Origin of the sequence: Mesorhizobium sp. WSM4983, assembly GCF_029625765.1 — a bacterium.
GTDB lineage: Bacteria > Pseudomonadota > Alphaproteobacteria > Rhizobiales > Rhizobiaceae > Mesorhizobium.
Window position 1 is genome coordinate 117,446 of the sequence record NZ_JARTVM010000009.1, and the last position, 16,954, is coordinate 134,399.

General features: G+C 64.7%; 16 protein-coding genes. 8 read left to right on the plus strand and 8 right to left on the minus strand.

Translation table 11 applies throughout. From position 1 onward, the window contains the following. Nucleotides 1-15: 15 nt before the first annotated feature. From P9254_RS22120 to P9254_RS22135, 4 genes are all read right to left on the minus strand, one after another. Entirely contained in the window at nt 16-405 is a 390-nt protein-coding gene (locus P9254_RS22120) for a DUF4870 family protein (protein ID WP_127323855.1), read from the minus strand. Continuing rightward, nucleotides 402-1,658, minus strand: a complete 1,257-nt coding sequence (locus P9254_RS22125; protein ID WP_278055318.1) for an FAD-binding protein — start codon at nt 1,656-1,658, stop codon at nt 402-404. Before P9254_RS22125 ends, P9254_RS22120 begins: the two co-directional genes overlap by 4 nt. A gap of 64 nt (nt 1,659-1,722) precedes the next feature. After that, nucleotides 1,723-3,219 carry an FAD-linked oxidase C-terminal domain-containing protein gene (locus tag P9254_RS22130; RefSeq protein ID WP_278055319.1) on the minus strand — a complete coding sequence of 499 codons (1,497 nt, stop codon included), beginning with the start codon at nt 3,217-3,219 and terminating at the stop codon, nt 1,723-1,725. 289 nt (nt 3,220-3,508) lie between these two features. Beyond that, nucleotides 3,509-4,777, minus strand: coding sequence for a DUF3422 family protein (locus P9254_RS22135; protein ID WP_442920338.1), 1,269 nt, complete (start codon nt 4,775-4,777; stop codon nt 3,509-3,511). 256 nt (nt 4,778-5,033) lie between these two features. Here P9254_RS22135 and P9254_RS22140 point away from each other — a divergent pair, with 256 nt between their 5' ends. From P9254_RS22140 to P9254_RS22150, 3 genes are read left to right on the plus strand one after another with little or no spacing between them, the layout of a single operon-like run. Further along, on the plus strand, nt 5,034-5,837 hold the full coding sequence (locus P9254_RS22140) for an FCD domain-containing protein (RefSeq protein ID WP_278055321.1): 804 nt from the start codon (nt 5,034-5,036) through the stop codon (nt 5,835-5,837). 23 nt (nt 5,838-5,860) lie between these two features. Beyond that, the gene (locus P9254_RS22145; RefSeq protein ID WP_067327342.1) at nt 5,861-6,997 is read left to right on the plus strand and encodes an alpha-hydroxy acid oxidase; all 1,137 of its coding nucleotides are present in this window, start codon (nt 5,861-5,863) and stop codon (nt 6,995-6,997) included. A gap of 59 nt (nt 6,998-7,056) precedes the next feature. Beyond that, nucleotides 7,057-7,833, plus strand: a complete 777-nt coding sequence (locus P9254_RS22150) for a metallophosphoesterase family protein (RefSeq protein WP_278055323.1) — start codon at nt 7,057-7,059, stop codon at nt 7,831-7,833. 46 nt (nt 7,834-7,879) lie between these two features. Here P9254_RS22150 and P9254_RS22155 read toward each other — a convergent pair whose 3' ends face one another. Continuing rightward, on the minus strand, nt 7,880-8,011 hold the full coding sequence (locus P9254_RS22155; RefSeq protein ID WP_275955501.1) for a hypothetical protein: 132 nt from the start codon (nt 8,009-8,011) through the stop codon (nt 7,880-7,882). Between the two features lie 288 nt (nt 8,012-8,299). Then, nucleotides 8,300-8,998, minus strand: coding sequence for a type 1 glutamine amidotransferase (locus P9254_RS22160; protein WP_067327335.1), 699 nt, complete (start codon nt 8,996-8,998; stop codon nt 8,300-8,302). An 88-nt stretch (nt 8,999-9,086) separates the two neighbouring features. Here P9254_RS22160 and P9254_RS22165 point away from each other — a divergent pair, with 88 nt between their 5' ends. The 4 genes from P9254_RS22165 to P9254_RS22180 all read left to right on the plus strand — a co-directional run bounded on the left by P9254_RS22165 (nt 9,087) and on the right by P9254_RS22180 (nt 12,964). Beyond that, complete coding sequence (locus P9254_RS22165; RefSeq protein WP_278055324.1) at nt 9,087-9,734, plus strand: hypothetical protein; 648 nt, start codon at nt 9,087-9,089, stop codon at nt 9,732-9,734. 31 nt (nt 9,735-9,765) lie between these two features. Continuing rightward, a complete protein-coding gene (locus tag P9254_RS22170; RefSeq protein WP_278055692.1) occupies nt 9,766-10,500 on the plus strand; it encodes a 16S rRNA (uracil(1498)-N(3))-methyltransferase in 735 nt (244 codons plus the stop codon). 105 nt (nt 10,501-10,605) lie between these two features. After that, entirely contained in the window at nt 10,606-11,979 is a 1,374-nt protein-coding gene (locus tag P9254_RS22175; RefSeq protein ID WP_278055325.1) for a glutamate--cysteine ligase, read from the plus strand. Between the two features lie 100 nt (nt 11,980-12,079). Beyond that, complete coding sequence (locus P9254_RS22180; RefSeq protein WP_278055326.1) at nt 12,080-12,964, plus strand: DUF937 domain-containing protein; 885 nt, start codon at nt 12,080-12,082, stop codon at nt 12,962-12,964. Between the two features lie 164 nt (nt 12,965-13,128). Here the strand turns inward: P9254_RS22180 and P9254_RS22185 are convergent, their stop codons facing one another. Then, on the minus strand, nt 13,129-13,419 hold the full coding sequence (locus tag P9254_RS22185; protein ID WP_095801090.1) for a DUF1127 domain-containing protein: 291 nt from the start codon (nt 13,417-13,419) through the stop codon (nt 13,129-13,131). A 237-nt stretch (nt 13,420-13,656) separates the two neighbouring features. Between P9254_RS22185 and P9254_RS22190 the strand changes: the two genes are divergently transcribed. Continuing rightward, nucleotides 13,657-14,613: a LysR substrate-binding domain-containing protein gene (locus tag P9254_RS22190; RefSeq protein WP_067327315.1), complete on the plus strand. Its 957-nt coding sequence runs from the start codon at nt 13,657-13,659 to the stop codon at nt 14,611-14,613. 4 nt (nt 14,614-14,617) lie between these two features. On the opposite strand, the gene P9254_RS22195 is transcribed toward P9254_RS22190, so the two are convergent. Beyond that, nucleotides 14,618-16,846, minus strand: a complete 2,229-nt coding sequence (locus P9254_RS22195; protein ID WP_278055328.1) for a bifunctional diguanylate cyclase/phosphodiesterase — start codon at nt 16,844-16,846, stop codon at nt 14,618-14,620. Nucleotides 16,847-16,954 lie beyond the last annotated feature (108 nt).

A 16,954-nucleotide genomic window follows, 5' to 3' on the forward strand; every position in this document is an offset into this window, starting at 1 on the left:
TGCTGGATCATGCTCTCATTGCCCGAGAAGCCAGCTTTGCGGGTCCCTGATCGGCTCGCCACGCTGCAGCGCCTGCAGGCCGAGAATGCAGCGGACGATGAACCAGACGGCAACCGCAAACATCAGCAGGAAACCGATCGCGAGCATCATCAGGACCACCGAGATCAGCGCGTAGAGAAGGCCGATCCAGAACGTCCTGATCAGGAATGTGTAGTGGCTTTCGACATAGCCGCCCGCCTTGCCGCGATTGATGTAGGCGAGCACGATTCCGATAACGCCCGTGACGCCGACGACAAGGCTGGCGAGATAGAGAATGTAGATGACCAGCGCGTTGGTCTGGCCCGGCTCAAGCCAGCGATCGGTCTGGCGCGAGCCGCTGCCCGGGCCTGGATTGGCATTGCTCATGGTGCTGCTCCCTCCGTTGACTGAGGAAGAGTAGCAGAGCTGGAAGTAGGCGCCATGCGGCCGGGGTTGAGAATGTGCTTCGGGTCAAACTCGGCCTTGACCCGCGCGGAAAGCGCCGCCAGATGCGGCGGTTGCGGTTCGAAAACGGGGAGCGCCGGGCGATGCGAGGCAGACGCGCGCGCCAGCGTGGCGTGGCCGCCGCCATATTTGCGAATAAGACCGCGCAGCAGTTCCGCCTCTGGGTCGTCCTCGCGCATCGAAAGCCACACCAGCCCGCCCTGCCAATCATAGAAGGCATCGACCGCCGCCTGCATGCGCAGCGCCATCACCATGTGATGCGCCTCAGACGGCGGCATCGAGACGCGCCAGACCGGCCCTGCGCCGCCATCGGCAAAAGGCACACAGTCGCGGATGTCGCGCCAGATCGCCTTCGACGCTTCGCCGGCAATTTCCTGCAGCGGGCCGGCCTTGCTGAGCAGGTTCCGCAATGCCTCGGTACGGTAGACGACCGAGGGGCCAAAGCCTTCGACGCGCAGCAGCGTCGCGGCATCGCTGCCGAGATGGCCGGCGGCGACCCGCGCGGCGATCCGCTCGGGCAGGTGCGCGGCGCTCGAGACCTCGGCGCTGGAGCCCAGCGCCAGCGCCATAGCCGCAACGGCAGCATCGTCGAGCAGGCCTCGAATGGCCAAAGTCACCTCCGTTTCCGCCGCCGGCAGCACCTTGAAGGTGACGTCGGTCAGCGCGGCGAGCGTGCCCCAGCTCCCCGCCATCAGCTTGGAAAGGTCGTAGCCGGTGACGTTCTTGACGACGCGGCCGCCCGACTTGAAGGCTTCGCCGCGGCCGGAAACCGCCGATATGCCGAGAATGTGGTCGCGTGCCGCACCCGCCTTGAGCCGGCGCGGACCGGATAGGTTGGAAGCCAGCACGCCGCCCAGCGTTCCCTTACCCGGCTCGCCGCCGAGCAGCGGCCCGTAATCCATCGGCTCGAAGGCGAATTGCTGGCCGTTCTCGGCAAGCAGCTTTTCGACTTCGGCGAGTGGCGTGCCGGCGCGTGCCGAAAGCACCAGCTCGGCCGGCTCGTAGAGCGTGACGCCGGTGAGCGTCGACAGGTCGAGCCAATGCTCGGTCTGCAGCGGCCGGCCAATGCCGCGCTTGGAGCCATGGCCGAGGATTTCGAGCGGGCTTTCCTCCGCGGCGGCCCATTGGATGGTGGAGAGGACTTCGGCGGGGCTGGATGGGGTGAAGGTGGTCATTGCAATCTCCGGTTCCTCCCCCCGCGAAGCGGGGGCGAGGAACCCAGGTTCTGAGACGTTCCCATCAAAACCTCGGAATGTCCGGAAACGCCACCTGGCCCCGATGCACGTGCATGCGGCCGAGCTCGGCGCAGCGGCGGAGCTGCGGGAAGACCTTGCCGGAGTTGAGCAGATGGCTGGGATCGAAGGCGCATTTGACGCGCATTTGCTGCTCGAGATCGGTCTGGTTGAACATTTCGGGCATCAGATCGCGCTTCTCGACGCCGACGCCATGCTCGCCGGTGAGCACGCCGCCGACCTCGACACACAGCCGCAATATGTCGGCGCCGAAACGCTCGGCCTTGTCGAGCTCCCCCGGCACGTTGGCGTCGTAGAGGATCAGCGGGTGCAAATTGCCGTCTCCGGCGTGGAAGACATTGGCGACCCCCAACCCGTATTTTTCGGAGAGATCGCGCATGCCGGCGAGCACGCGCGGCAGCTGCTTGCGCGGGATGGTGCCGTCCATGCAGTAATAGTCGGGCGAGATGCGGCCGACGGCCGGGAAGGCCGCCTTGCGTCCGGCCCAGAAGCTCAGCCGCTCCTGCTCCGACTGCGATATCCGGCAGGTGGTCGAGCCATTGCGATAAGCGATCGCCTCTACGAGACCGATCAGATGATCGACCTCGACGCTCGGCCCGTCGAGCTCGACGATCAGCAGCGCCTCGACATCCAGCGGATAGCCGGCATGGACGAAATCCTCGGCCGCGTGGATCGCCGGGCGATCCATCATCTCCATGCCGCCCGGGATGATGCCGGCGCCGATGATGTCGGCGACGCATTGGCCGCCCTGCTCGCTGGTCGGAAAGCCGATCAACAGCGCGCGTGCCGTCTCCGGCTTCTTCAGGATGCGCACCGTCACCTCGGTAACGACGCCGAGCAGGCCTTCCGAGCCGGTCATGACGCCGAGCAGGTCATAGCCTTCCTGATCGAGATGGCTGCCGCCGAGCCGCACCACCTCGCCATTCATCAGCACCATCTGGATGCCCAGCACATTGTTGGCGGTAAGCCCGTATTTCAGGCAGTGCACGCCGCCGGAATTCTCCGCGACATTGCCGCCGATCGAGCAGGCGATCTGGGAGGATGGATCGGGGGCATAGTAAAAGCCCTCGTGCTCGACGGCGGCGGTGATGCCGAGATTGGTGACGCCCGGCTGGGCGACGACGACACGGTTCGGATAGTCGATCGCGAGGATGCGGTTGAAGCGGCTCATCACCAGAAGCACGGCATCTTCGAGCGGCAGCGCGCCGCCCGACAGCGACGTGCCGGAACCGCGCGGCACGACACGGATATTGCGCTCGTTGCAATATTTCAGCACGCGGGAGACCTGCGCCACCGTCTCGGGCAGCACGACGACCAGCGGCAGTTGCCGATAGGCGGTCAGGCCGTCGCTCTCGAAGGCGCGCATCTCGGTGGCCGTGTCGACAACGCCCTCGCCCGGAACGATGATGCGCATGTCGGCGACGATCTCGGCGCGCCTGCGCAGCGTCCCGGCATCTGGCTTGGGCATGGCAAGGCCGGACATCGAAGCCTCCTCCACTCGACTGGTCAAAATCTTTTACCAGCCGGGAGCATTCCTTGCAAACGCTGGTTTGGTCGAAATCGGATGGCGAACGACGGCCGAGCTTTCGCAGCGGCAATCTGCCGCTGGCTTTCTCCCGCTTGAGGGACCCTCGAGGGGTGATGGCCGCGAAGCGGTCAGGGGGGTCGCCTCACGTAACCGCCGGCTCGTCTGGCGTCGAGGACGATCCTGGAGCTTCTCGCGCCGCGGCCCTCTCTGTGGTCTTCGGGAAATCTCCCGGTCGAGGGGAAGTTCACTCGCCCGGATGCTTGGCCGGTTCGGAGTGCATCCTGCGCACGCGGCGCACGCCCCACCAGACGAGCAGGATGGCGACCGGCACCGAAGCCGCGGTGACGACTTCCGGCGCGAAGGCATGGCCGAAGCTCGACGCGCCTTTGGCGACATAGCCGATGAGGCCGACGACATAATAAGAGACGGCAGCGACGGAGAGGCCTTCGACCGTCTGCTGCAGGCGCAACTGCAGCCTGGCGCGATTGTTCATCGAGGCCAGCAGGTCGCGGTTCTGCTTCTCGACGTCGACATCGACCCAGGTGCGCAGCAACGTGGTGGCGCGGGTGAGTTTTCGCGAGAGGTTCGCCTGGCGCTCCTCCACCGAGCGACAGGTTCGCATCGCCGGCGCCATGCGCCGCTGCAGGAAGCCTGCCCAGGTGTCGTAGCCCTGTACCGACTCCTCATCCAGCGCCTCCAGGCGCTCGCTGACGATGCCGTCATAGGCGCGGCTGGCGCCGAAACGGTAGAGGCTGGATGCCGCATCGGCCTCCAATTCGGCGGCAAGTTCGGTGAGGTCGGCGAGCAAGGTCTGGCTATCGCGGGTCTCGACCGCCTTCATTTCAAGCGTCGTCTGCGCCAGCCGGTCCTCGATGCGGCGGGCGCGCCCAGACAGCGTCAGCGCCAGCGGCAGGCCAAGCATGGCGAGCGTCCGGTAGGTCTCGATGTCGATCAGCCGTTGCGACAAGGCGCCGGTGCTGGCCGGCGTCAGGCCGCGGTCGAGCACCAGCATGCGGGTCAGCCCGTCACCATCCTGGCGAAAGTCGGTGACGATGGCCGCCGCACCGCGCTCGACCAGCGAATAGCAGAGGCTGGTCGGATCGAAGCCGGCGATCAGCTTCTCGCTCGCCTGCGTCCATTTGCGGATTTCGAGCCGGATGCCGGAGATCACCGTTCCCGGCGGCGAGAAGCCGTTGCCGAAAGGCGAGTCCTCCTGGCCCCGGCTGCTTTCGGCCAGCGGCCCTTCCCAGAGATAGGTCGAGAACTCCGTGTGCCGTTCCCAGCGCAAGGTGCCCTTGCCCCATTTCATGGCATGGTGGCGGGCATGGCGTTCGGGCGCTGCGATGCCCAAGCGCCGCGACAGGTCCGACAGCACGGCAAGGTCGACGGCCGAGCCGCCTTCGGTCATGAACGAGAGTTGGATGAGCACGCGCGGCTTCTCGACCAGCGGGTGCGGACGAGCATGGACCTCGCCTAGCGCGCCGGGGCGACCCTCATGGGCCGGAAAGCCCATGACGCTGCCCTGGGCACGCGGCTGGAATTCGAGATTGGCGTCCGACACGGCTGGTCCCCCTGGTTTCGACCCTTCGTGCAATCGCGTTGTCTTGCGGCAATCGGCAGGGGCCGTAAACAGCAAATTTCAGCTGCAGCCGATTCACAGAGCCGCCGAGGAGTCGACCTGATTCGGCGAATTGGATAAATAATTTGACCAGTTGGCGACGGAGGCTTAGATCTGCGCGACATCCATTCCGTTTCCAGGCGCGCTTCCATTGAGCGATATCTTCTCCAGGATCGAGCATTCGCGCACCGCCGACGAGGTGGTGCAGCAGATCGAGAGCCTGATCCTCGAGGGCGTGCTGCGCACCGGCGACCGGCTGCCGGGCGAGCGCGAGCTGGCGCGTCAGTTCGACGTGTCGCGGCCGATCCTGCGCGACGCGCTGAAGGCGCTGGAAGGACGCGGGCTGCTGACCACCAGACCGGGCGGCGGCACGCATGTCGCCGACGTCATCGGCCAGCTTTTCACCAAGCCGGTGACCGATCTGATCTCGATGCACCGCAAGGCGGTGACCGATTATCTGGAATACCGGCGCGAAGTCGAGGCAATCGCGGCCGAATACGCGGCGCGGCGAGCGACGCCCGAGGATCTGGCGCTGCTCGACCGCATCATGGCGCGCATGGACGAGGCGCACCGTACCGGCGACTTCGACGACGAGGCGGAAATCGATGTCGAATTCCACCACGCGGTCTGCGAATGCGCGCACAACATCATCCTCCTGCACACGCTGCGCTCCTGCTACCGGCTGCTCTCCGAGGGCGTGTTCCAGAACCGGTTGCTGGTCTTCACCGTGCCCGGCGCGCGCGAGGCGTTGCTTGAGCAGCACCGGGCAATCCACGCCGCGCTCAAGGCGGCGGATCCTGCCGCCGCCCGCAAGGCGGCGATGGACCACATTACCTATGTCGAGCGCTCCATGGCTGAGGCCGAGCGCAGCGGCGACTGGCAGCGCGTGTCACGGCTGAGGCTCAGGCAGCGCTCGGAAGCCGGCGACATCGAACCGACACGCAAACGCTCCTAAGCACTGATCACGCGGGGACTACCATGAGCGACATCCTCACCATCGCCGACCTCAAGGACATGGCGCGCCGCAAGGTGCCGAAGATGTTCTTCGACTATGCCGATTCCGGCGCCTGGACGGAGAGCACCTACCGCGCCAACGAGGAGGACTTCGGCAAGATAAAATTCCGCCAGCGCGTGCTGGTCGACATGAGCAACCGCTCGCTGGAATCGACCATGATCGGTGAGAAGGTGGCGATGCCGGTGGCGTTGGCACCGACCGGGCTGACCGGCATGCAGCATGCCGACGGCGAGATGCTCGCGGCGCAGGCGGCCGAGGAATTCGGCGTGCCGTTCACGCTCTCGACCATGAGCATCTGTTCGATCGAGGATGTCGCCTCGGTGACCAAGAAGCCGTTCTGGTTCCAACTCTACGTGCTGCGCGACAAGGATTTCGTCGTCAATCTCATCGACCGCGCTAAGGCGGCGAAATGCTCGGCGCTGGTGCTGACGCTTGACCTGCAGATCCTCGGTCAGCGTCACAAGGACGTGCGCAACGGGCTGTCGGCACCGCCCAAGATGACGCTCGCCAACATTATCGATCTCGCCCTCAAGCCGCGCTGGTGCCTGGGGATAGCGGGCACGCCGCGCCGCACCTTCCGCAACATCGTCGGCCACGCCAAGGGTGTCGGCGACGTTTCTTCGCTGTCGTCCTGGACGACGGAGCAGTTCGACCCGCAGCTGTCCTGGAAGGATGTCGCCTGGATCAAGGAGCGCTGGGGCGGCAAGCTGATCCTGAAGGGCATCCTCGACAAGGAGGATGCGTTGATGGCGGCCGAGACGGGAGCCGACGCGATCATCGTGTCCAATCATGGCGGGCGGCAGCTCGACGGCGCCGCCTCCTCGATCTCAGTGCTGGAAGAGATCGCCGACGCTGTCGGCGATCGGATCGAGGTGCATATGGATGGCGGCATTCGCTCGGGTCAGGACGTGCTCAAGGCGCTCTGCCTCGGCGCCAGGGGCACCTATATCGGCCGGCCGTTCCTTTACGGACTCGGCGCGATGGGCAAGGCGGGCGTCACCAAGGCGCTGGAGATCATCCGCAAGGAGATGGACATCACGCTGGCGCTGTGCGGTAAGCGTCTGGTAACCGACATGGGCAAGGACCAGCTGCGGCGCTAGGGGCTTATTCACCGATCCGCCCTAGTTTCCCGTGATGACAGACACGGGAAGACGTCGCCTTGACTGAAGCCGGCATCCACTATCTCGACGCGCGCGGGCCGAAAGGCATACGCATCTATGCCATCGGCGACGTGCATGGCCGTCATGACCTGCTCGCCGCCATGCACAGCCGGATAGCAAGCGATCTGGAGTACGGACCAAAGTCCGATTGGCGCATCATCCATCTCGGCGATTATGTCGACCGCGGACCGGACTCGAGGAACGTCATCGAATTCCTAATCGAGGCGCGGAGCCGTGATCCCCGCAACATCATGCTTGCCGGCAACCATGACATCGGCATGCTCGAATTCCTTGCCAAACCCGATCCGGAGGGTCTGTTCATGCGCTATGGCGGCGTCCAGACGGCGGCGTCATACGGGGTGAAGCTCTCGACCGGCAGCAGCTGGTTCGGCAGGTCGGACGAGGCGCTGGCGCACGGACACGCGGCCTTGGTCGAAGCAGTGCCGCAAGCCCATGTCGACTTCCTGCGCTCGCTGTCTTTTTCAGCGTGCTTCGGCGACTTCTTCTTCTGCCATGCCGGCATCCGGCCGGGGGTGCCGCTCGAAAGCCAGAACGAGCAGGACCTGATCTGGATTCGCGACGTCTTCCACAATTACCCGGGGCTGTATCCCAAAGTGATCGTGCACGGGCATACGCCGGTGCCGGACGTCGAGGTGATGGCCAACCGCGTCAATCTCGACACGCTCGCCTGGCAGGCGGGAACGCTCAGCGCACTTGCCGTCGACGGCGCTGAAAAGCGCATTCTGACGGTCGAGGGAATGGCGTTCTGGCCATGACCCCAAGTGTGGGATCAGCTTTCCGTTTGTCGGGAAGGATCAGGCTCTAGCGAAGCGCGGCGGTGACGCCGTAGCCGTCGACGGCCTGGTGATTGTTTGCAGCGTCGGCAGAATAAATGCCGAGGCCGCACACGACGATGGCAGACAGCATTACAAAGGACAAAAGCGCTGCTTTCACGGACGTCATCTCTGGTTGAGCTTTCTGCATCTGTGCACGAGGCGGTTACCAATGCGTTGAAACGATAAAATGCGTCTCAATGTTTCGACGATTTCGCGCTTCTAAGCAGATTCTGTATCGCCGGTGTGTCGCTTGGATCACACAACAGGTTCATCGCGGTTGCACGGACGATACAGAGGGCGCCCTCTTAGGCGGGCGGCCGGACACAAACCAAGAATGAAGTGCGTTTTCCCCAGGCGGAACTGCCGCCGCGTGCCAATTATGTCACGCTCCGCGGCGGTGCGACGGTCAGATCGTCGCCACCCAGGCACGCGCGATCGCGAGCCCTGCGGCGTCGGCGTGCGGTCCGTTGCTAGCCATCTCGTAGTCGAGCCTGCCGGTCCAGTCGGGATGGCGCTCGGCGATCAGCGCCGCGAAGGAGGTGCTCCAGTCGCGCACCAGCGGGCGATCCGCCTCGAAATGGAACTGGAAGCCATAGACGGCGCGGCCAATACGAAAAGCCTGGTTCGCCGCGACATCATTGCCCGCAAGCCGCACGGCCTTCTCGGGTAGGTCGAACGTATCGTCGTGCCATTGGAAAGTCGGGAACTTTTCCGGCAAGGCGCCGAGAACAGGGTCGTGCTTGGCTTCGGCCGTCAGCGACACCCCGCACCAGCCGAATTCAACCGCACCGCCGATGTGGTTGTCGGCGCCAAAGGCGCGGGCGACGAGCTGGCCGCCGAGGCAGATGCCAAGCACCGATCGGTCCTTGCCGGCGAAATCGCGCGTCAATTCGAGCAAGGCGGGAAAATAGGGATAGTCGTCGTCGGCCAGCGCATTCTGCCCCCCGCCCAGAACCACCATGGCATCGTGACCGTTCGCGTCCCGGGGCAGCGGATCGCCTTGGTAGGGGCGGCGCAAGTCAAGCTCGGCGCCAGCCTCCGCGAGAGCGGCGCCGACTTGGCCGAGGCCGGTATTGTCGTAGTTCTGGACCACCAGCACCCGCATCCCCGAATCCCTGCTGACATGAAAATGACCGTGGGAGCGATATCATGCCGCCTCGGTTTCAGCCAAGCCGCGCGCCGGAGAGAAAGCTATGCCACTGCAGAACCGGGTCGATCCGTTCGGCGTCATCCATGCCGTGCCCGAGCGCGGCCTCTTCACCGGTAATCGCGGTATCATCCATGACCCCGAGACTAAAACGCTTCTGAGGAAGCGTTGGGCGCTGCCGGCCTGGATCATCTGCGTCTGCCAATTCCGCGGCGTGCGACGCGAGCCGATGGGCCTCAATCGGCCTGGAGCAAAGGCCGGCTGGACCGAGCTGTTCTTTCTCGACGAGGTGACGGCGCTCGCGGCCGGGCACCGGCCCTGCTTCTTCTGCCGGCGCGCGCGGGCAGCCGATTTCGTGCGGCGCTTCGGCGAGGTCTTCGGCATTGCCGAACCGCGCGCGCCGATGGTCGACAAGCGGCTGCACAAGGAGCGGCTGGCCTCAGGCGGGCGTCCGCCGACCGTCTCATCGGACGAACTCGCCGGTTTGCCGGATGGAGCAGTCGTGGCCGAGGGTGAGACCGCCTACGCGCTCCGCGCCGGCAAGGCGCTCGAATGGTCCTTCGCAGGCTATGCCGAGCCCTTCTTGTTCAATCGCCTCGCCGGGCGATCGCTGCGACTGCTCACGCCTGCCACAAGTGTTTCGGTGCTGAGACATGGTTACGCGCCGGTCTGGCATCCGTCCGCCGATACTTGACGACAACCCGCGCCTCGCCCATTGCTCGGCCATGCGCGCCAACTACAAAATGCAGCGGCTGTTCGTGCCGGACGATCTCGGACCGGGCTTCGAATTCGATGCTGGACAGCAGCAGAGCCACTATCTCGCGCATGTGATGCGGCTCGGCGAAGGCGCGGAGGTCCTGCTCTTCAACGGCCGCGACGGCGAGTGGTCGGCTTCGATCGCCGCCAAGACCAAGAAAGCCGTGCGGCTCAAGGTGCTTACCCTGCAGCGGCCGCAGCCGCCGCTGCCCGATCTTGTCTATTGCTTCGCCCCGCTGAAGCAGGGCCGGCTCGACTATCTGGTGCAGAAAGCGGTCGAAATGGGCGCCGGCATCCTGCAACCGGTCATCACCCAGCACACACAAGTGGCCAAGCCTGGCATTGATCGGCTGCGCGCCAATGTCGTCGAAGCGGCCGAGCAATGCGGCATCCTGGCGGTGCCAAAGGTGTGCGAAGCAGAGAAGCTGGAGCGGCTGCTCGGCGGCTGGGACAAGGAACGGCGGCTGATCTTCTGCGACGAGGATGCCTCGACCAACAATCCACTGCCAGCCTTGCAGAAGGTAAGCGAGAAAAAACTCGCGCTGCTGGTGGGGCCGGAGGGCGGCTTTTCCGATGACGAGCGCAGGATGATGCGGGCGCTGCCCTTCGTCAGCGCCATTCCGCTCGGGCCGCGCATCCTGCGCGCCGACACCGCGGCGGTCGCGGCGCTCGCGGTGATGCAGGCGACGATCGGCGACTGGTGATCAAATCCAGTTGAGGCGTGGCTCAGGATTTTTCGCTTGATCGGCTACTGGCATTTCGTCCATCTAGCGCCCGGCGGCTAGCTGACGGCTGCGGAGGGCTTTCTTATGGCGCGCGACACAACCGATATCCAGCCCATCGAAGGCATCGACGAACTCGTCGGCTATCTGGCGGCGGGCAACAAGCCGCGCGACAAATGGCGGATCGGCACCGAGCACGAGAAGTTCCCCTTCTATGTCGATGGCAACGCGCCGGTGCCCTATGGCGGCGAGCGCGGCATCCGCGCCATCCTGGAAGGCATGCAGGAAAAGCTCGGCTGGGATCCGATCATGGATGCCGGCCGCATCATCGGCCTGGTCGAGCCGACCGGCCAGGGCGCGATCTCGCTGGAGCCGGGCGGGCAGTTCGAGCTCTCCGGCGCGCCGCTGGAGACGATCCACCAGACCTGCCGCGAAGGCAACGCGCATCTGGCGCAGGTGCGCGAGATCGCCGAGCCGCTCGGCATCCGCTTCCTCGGCCTCGGCGGCAGCCCAAAATGGTCGCTTGCCGAAACGCCGAAAATGCCGAAGTCGCGCTACGAGATCATGACTCGCTACATGCCGAAGGTCGGCTCCAAGGGCCTCGACATGATGTATCGCACCTGCACGATCCAGGTGAATCTCGACTTCGAAAGCGAATTCGACATGCGCCGCAAGATGCAGGTGGCGCTGAAGCTGCAGCCGCTGTCGACGGCGCTGTTCGCCAATTCGCCCTTCACCGAGAGCCGGCCGAACGGGCTGCAGAGCTGGCGCGGCGACATCTGGCGCGACACCGACAACCAGCGCTCCGGCATGCTCGAATTCTGCTTCGCGCCGGATTTCGGCTTTGCCGACTATGTCGAATGGGCGCTCGACGTGCCGATGTATTTCGTCATCCGCGACGGGCAGTATCACGACATGACGCGCTACACCTTCCGCCAGTTCATGGCGGGTGCCGCGCGCACGCAAGTGCCCGACGGCCTGCCGACGATGGGCGACTGGGCGAACCACCTCTCCACCCTCTTCCCCGATGTGCGGCTGAAGCGCTTCCTCGAGATGCGGGGCGCCGACGGCGGACCGTGGCGGCGCATCTGCGCGCTGCCGGCTTTCTGGGTCGGCCTGCTCTATGACGAGCAGGCACTCGACGCCGCGGAGACGCTGACCTCGAGCTGGACCTACGAAGAAGCGCTGGCGATGCGCAACGCCGTGCCGGAGCACGGGATTTCGGCGCCATTCCGCAACGCCACCTTGCGCGAGGTTGCCCGCGACGTGCTGGCCATCGCCCGCACGGGTCTGAAGAACCGCGCCAAGAAGAACCGCGACGGCTATGACGAGACCTCGTTCCTCAACACGCTCGACGAGGTCGTGGCGCGCGGCACGTCCAGCGCCGAGGAGATGCTTTCGGCATATCACACGCGCTGGGGCGGCTCGATCGAGCCGGTGTTCATGGAATATGCCTACTGACCGTTCGCCGGCCACCTGAGCCGTGGCTCGGCAAAAGCTGCTTCAATCGGTGATGGAAACGCAATAGGCTCCTCCGTGAGGATATTGCGGAGGAGATCTCATGCCTTCCCTGTTCGATATTTTTTTGCAAGCCCAGAACGGCGCCGGCATGCAGGCGCTGGCCCAGCAGTTTGGCCTTTCGATGCAGCAGGCGCAGGCCGCGGTGCAGGCGCTGCTGCCGGCCTTCTCACAGGGGCTTCAGCGCAACACCGCCGATCCCTATGGAATGGGTGCTTTCATGACGGCGATGGCGAGCGGCCAGCACGCCAAGTATTTCGAGGACGCAACCCGGGCCTTCACGCCGCAAGGCATCGATGAAGGCAACGGCATTCTCGGCCATCTGTTCGGCTCGAAGGACCTGTCACGCGCTGTTGCAGCCCAGGCCGCTCAGGCGACCGGCCTTAGCCAGCAGGTGCTGCAGCAGATGCTGCCGGCGATGGCGTCGATGATGATGGGCGGATTGTTCAAGCAGACCAACAGCCAGATGCAGGCCGCCGGCGGCTTCGGTGGCGGCGGCAATCCTTTCGGCGAGATCATCGAGGAGATGATGCGGCAGGCGGTAGGCGGCGCACAGGCCCCGCAGCCGGCGCCAAATCCCTATGGCGACAATCCGCTCGGCAAGGTGCTGCAAGACATGTTCGGCGGCGGCGCCCAACGGCCGCAACGCCAACCGCAGCAGGCGCCGAACCCTTACGGCGACAATCCGCTGGGCAAGATGTTCGAGGAAATGCTGCGGCAAGGCGGCGGTTTCGGCACGCCAGACGGACAGCAGGCGCCGCAGCAATCCCAGCCGCAGCCGCAAACCAATCCGAGCGGCCGGCCGAGAAATCCATTCGACGACATCTTCGGCAGGATGTTCGAGACCGGCGCGCAGCAGCGCGAGGAATATCAGAAGGGCATGGAGACGATCTTCGACCAGTTCAAGCGCGGGATGGACCGACGGTAGGGCGCTCAACTCAAAAGAAAAATGCCCGGTCCTGGAGGGGAACCGGGCAATGTGCAGGCAGGCCGGCGGGGAACCGGCAGGGAGTGTGGGAGCCTGCATGAAACTTGGTCGCGCCGAGCCCTCGAAAGGTTCAGCGCGAGCGCAAACGCAGCCGGCGAAGCCGCTCAGGCGACCTTGCGGGCGAGGTCCTCGATCATATCGACGCGCTCTTCTGCGATTGCGCGCAGCTTCACCGTCGGATCGCGGCCGAAAGGCACGCTGACGGCGACGTGGAGGTCGGCGCGGGTCAGGCCGATATCCGCAAGCTCGGCATCCGACATCTCGCCAAGGCGATAAAAGGCGCGGCGGTTTTTCCACGCGCGAAAGGCATCGGCGACCGCATTGAGCACGCGGGTCGCAACGGCCGGACGCGTGGTGATGCGCGGGGTCTCGGAGGCGAATTCGATCGTGGTCATGTCAGTCTCTCCTTCGGAGTCGAGCGGACGAAACCATGCAATCGGCGCCTGGGAGGAACGCCGTTGCGGTCTCGATACAGTTAACGTGACGCATGTCGTTGCCCCCAACACCGGGAGGCCACTTTTGGGCGACATGCTGTGCCTTCATGTGGACAATGGCAATTTGCCACGCCGCGATTGATTAATCCAACGAATGTTTCTAATCTTTATCATCAACACGAATGATGGATTGGACCGATGAAAGCGCCGCTCGATCTTGATCAGTTGCAGACCTTCATCTCGATTGCCGACACCGGCAGCTTCACGCGGGCTGCCGAGGAGGTGCACCGGACACAGTCTGCGGTGTCGATGCAGATGCGCCGGCTGGAGGAGCGGATCGGCAAGCCGCTGTTCGAAAAGGATGGTCGCACCAACAAGCTGACTGAGGAAGGCGAGAGGCTGCTTTCCTATGCAAGGCGGCTGATCTACCTCAACCGCGAGACTTTGGCGGCCTTCGACGACCAGCGGCTCGAAGGCACGATCCGCATCGGCACGCCGGATGACTATGCGGACCGCTTCCTGCCCGAGATCATGGCGCGCTTCTCGCGCTCCAACCCGCGTGTGGAGCTTACCGTCATCTGCGAGCCGACGCCGGGGCTGGTCGAGCACATCAAGCGCGGCAATCTCGATCTCGCGCTGGTGACGCATAACGACACGCGCGGGCAGTCGGAGGTGGTGCGCCGCGAGCCGCTTCTATGGGTCACCTCGGCCAACCACGCCACGCATGAGCAGGAAATCCTGCCGATGGCGTTCGGCCGGCCGAACTGCATCTGGCGGCGCGCGGCGGTCGACGTGCTCGACCGGCAGAACCGCGAATACCGCGTGCTCTTCTCCAGCTTCTCGGCGACCGTGATCACCGCCGCCGTGCTTTCCGGCCTCGCCATCTCGGTGCTGCCGGAATGCGCGCTCAGGCCCGGCATGCGCGTGCTCGGCGAGGCCGACGGGTTCGACGCGCTGCCGGATTGCCGCATCGGCATCATGCGCGGCCAGACCTCGCAGCCGGAGATCGTCGATGCTCTGGCCCGCCATATCGCGGAAAGCCTGGACAATATTTCCGTGCCGGTCAGCGAAGAGACGGGAAGCTTCGACTTCGCGGCACTCGCCTTCGCCAAGATGAAGCGGACCAAGGCAAACCAGATCCTGCCTGGATGGTAGGGGTTCAGGCGCGAGCGGCGGCGGGCTGAATCTCGTCCGGCGAAGCTAGACCAGAAAGGCCGAGCAGTTGGACCGGCTCAAGCGGCGGCGACAAGAAATAGCCCTGGAGTTGCCGGCAGCCCATTGCGACCAGCAGCATCTTCTGCGCCTCGGTCTCCACGCCCTCGGCGGTGACGTCGACCCCGAGCGCCATGGCAAGATCGATCAGGGCCTTGACGATCGCGGCCGAGTTGCCGTCGCCATCGAGAAGCCGCACGAAGGAGCGGTCTATCTTGAGCTTATCGATGGCGTGGCGACGCAAGTAGCTGAGCGATGAATAGCCGGTCCCGAAATCGTCCAGAACGATGCCGACGCCCAACTGCCGCAAGGTGGTCAGAGCCGCCCTCGAAGCATCGCTGTTGTCCAGAAGCACGCTTTCGGTGATCTCGAACTGCAGGCGCTGCGGCGCCAGCCCGGTGTCGGCAAGGATCGACGCGACCTGTTCGGGAAAGCCGGCGTCGCGCAACTGCAGCGGTGATACGTTGACGGCGAGCCACGGCAGGTCGGTTCGCACGGCGAAACGGCAGGCCTCCTGCAGCACCCACGCGCCGAGTTGGCCGATCATGCCGCGCTCTTCGGCGATGGCAATGAATTGCGCCGCCGGCAATGCGCCATGCACGTCATGCCCCCAGCGGATCAGCGCCTCCGCGCCGAGGATCGTCTTGCCGTTCGCCGCGAACACCGGCTGGTAGGCGAGCCTGATGCTGGTCCCGCCGTCGAGAGCCTTGCGAAGCTCGGTCTCGACTGTGCGCTTGCGCAAGAGCAGGTCGTCCATGTCGCCGGCGAAGACCTGGTGCCGGCCCCGGCCGTTCTTCTTGGCTTCGTAAAGCGCGATGTCGGCCTCGCGCAGCAGATCGTCGGCATCCGTTTCGCCGCCGTCCGATAGCGCGATGCCGATCGAGGCGCTGACGAAGACCTGATCTTCCATGAGCTTGAACGGCTCCTGCAACTTCTGCAGCAGCCGCTCGGCGATATCCTCGGCGGCACGGATATCGCGGATGTCGACGAGGATCAGCGCGAACTCGTCGCCGCCCAGCCGCGCCACGGTGTCCACCTCGCGAACGGTGTGCTGGAGCCTGGCCGCTGTCTGACGCACAAGCTCATCGCCCGCCGGATGGCCGAGCGTGTCATTGATGTGCTTGAAGCGGTCGAGATCGAGATAAAGCAGCGCCACCCTTCCCATCTCGTGAACCGCCATATCCTGGCTGGCCCTGAGCAGGGCCCGACGCAAGCGGTCCTCGAACAAAGCCCGGTTGGGCAGGCCGGTGAGCGTGTCGTGGAATGCGAGATATTGCGCCTCGTCCTGGCTTGTCTGCAGCGCGGACGAGGCGCGGCGGAGCCTGCGCAGCAGAAACGCCAGAACGCCGGCCGCGACAAGCAGCGCCAAGACCAGCGCCGGGGCCATCTTGCGCACCAGCGTGAGACCTGGCCGTTCCTGGTCCCAGCCGACATAACCGAGGATGATACCGCGGGAATCGACCAGAGGCACCGCAGCGGCTCCGACCGATTGCGACAGCGGCACGAGACGCGCGCCGTCGAGCAGATATTTTTTGGCGATCTTGCCGATGACCGCGTCGTTGATGAACTCCACCGAAACGTGCAGATATTCGGTGCCGGGCGCCTGCGTGACCCGGTCCGTACTCGGCACCAGCGCCATGACGCTTAGGATCGCCGGTTTTCCCTGGAGCGACACAAGGTCCTCCGCGACCATCTTGGCCGGCTGGCCGGAAGCGTCCGCCTTCTGTGGCTCAGCCAGCATGCGGCGCAGCTTCTCGATGGATGGCTGCAAGGCAGGCTCGTCATCGCCATAGGCGGACGCATCGACCACCTTACCTTCCTGCATGGCATGGACCGGACGATTGGCGGCATCGAGAATGTAGACCCGGTTGTGACCGTAATAGGTATACATCCAGACGCTGAGGTTCTCCTCGATCCAGGTCCAATTGCCGGCCCTGACATTGGCGACCGCGTCGTCCCAGACCGCAACGCTTTCCTGCTCACGCTGAACAGACGCAATCTGGTCCTTCAAACCCTCGTCGATGAATATCTTCTGCCGTTCGAGCGAGGCGTTGTCAGCCTGAGCCGCCGCGTAGATGCCGAAGCCGACGACCATGGCCAGCGCGAAGACGGCCAACGTCAGCACGGTCAGCGTCACCTGATGCGTCAAAGGTCTGGTGTTGGCGGTTGCGCTCATGTGTTTCCGGCTGGCTCTTGCTACCGCCAGTCAAAGCAAATCGGGCTTAAGATCGCGTTATAATATTAGCGAGATTTCAGCTCTGCCTTGACGCCGCCCGATAAGCGT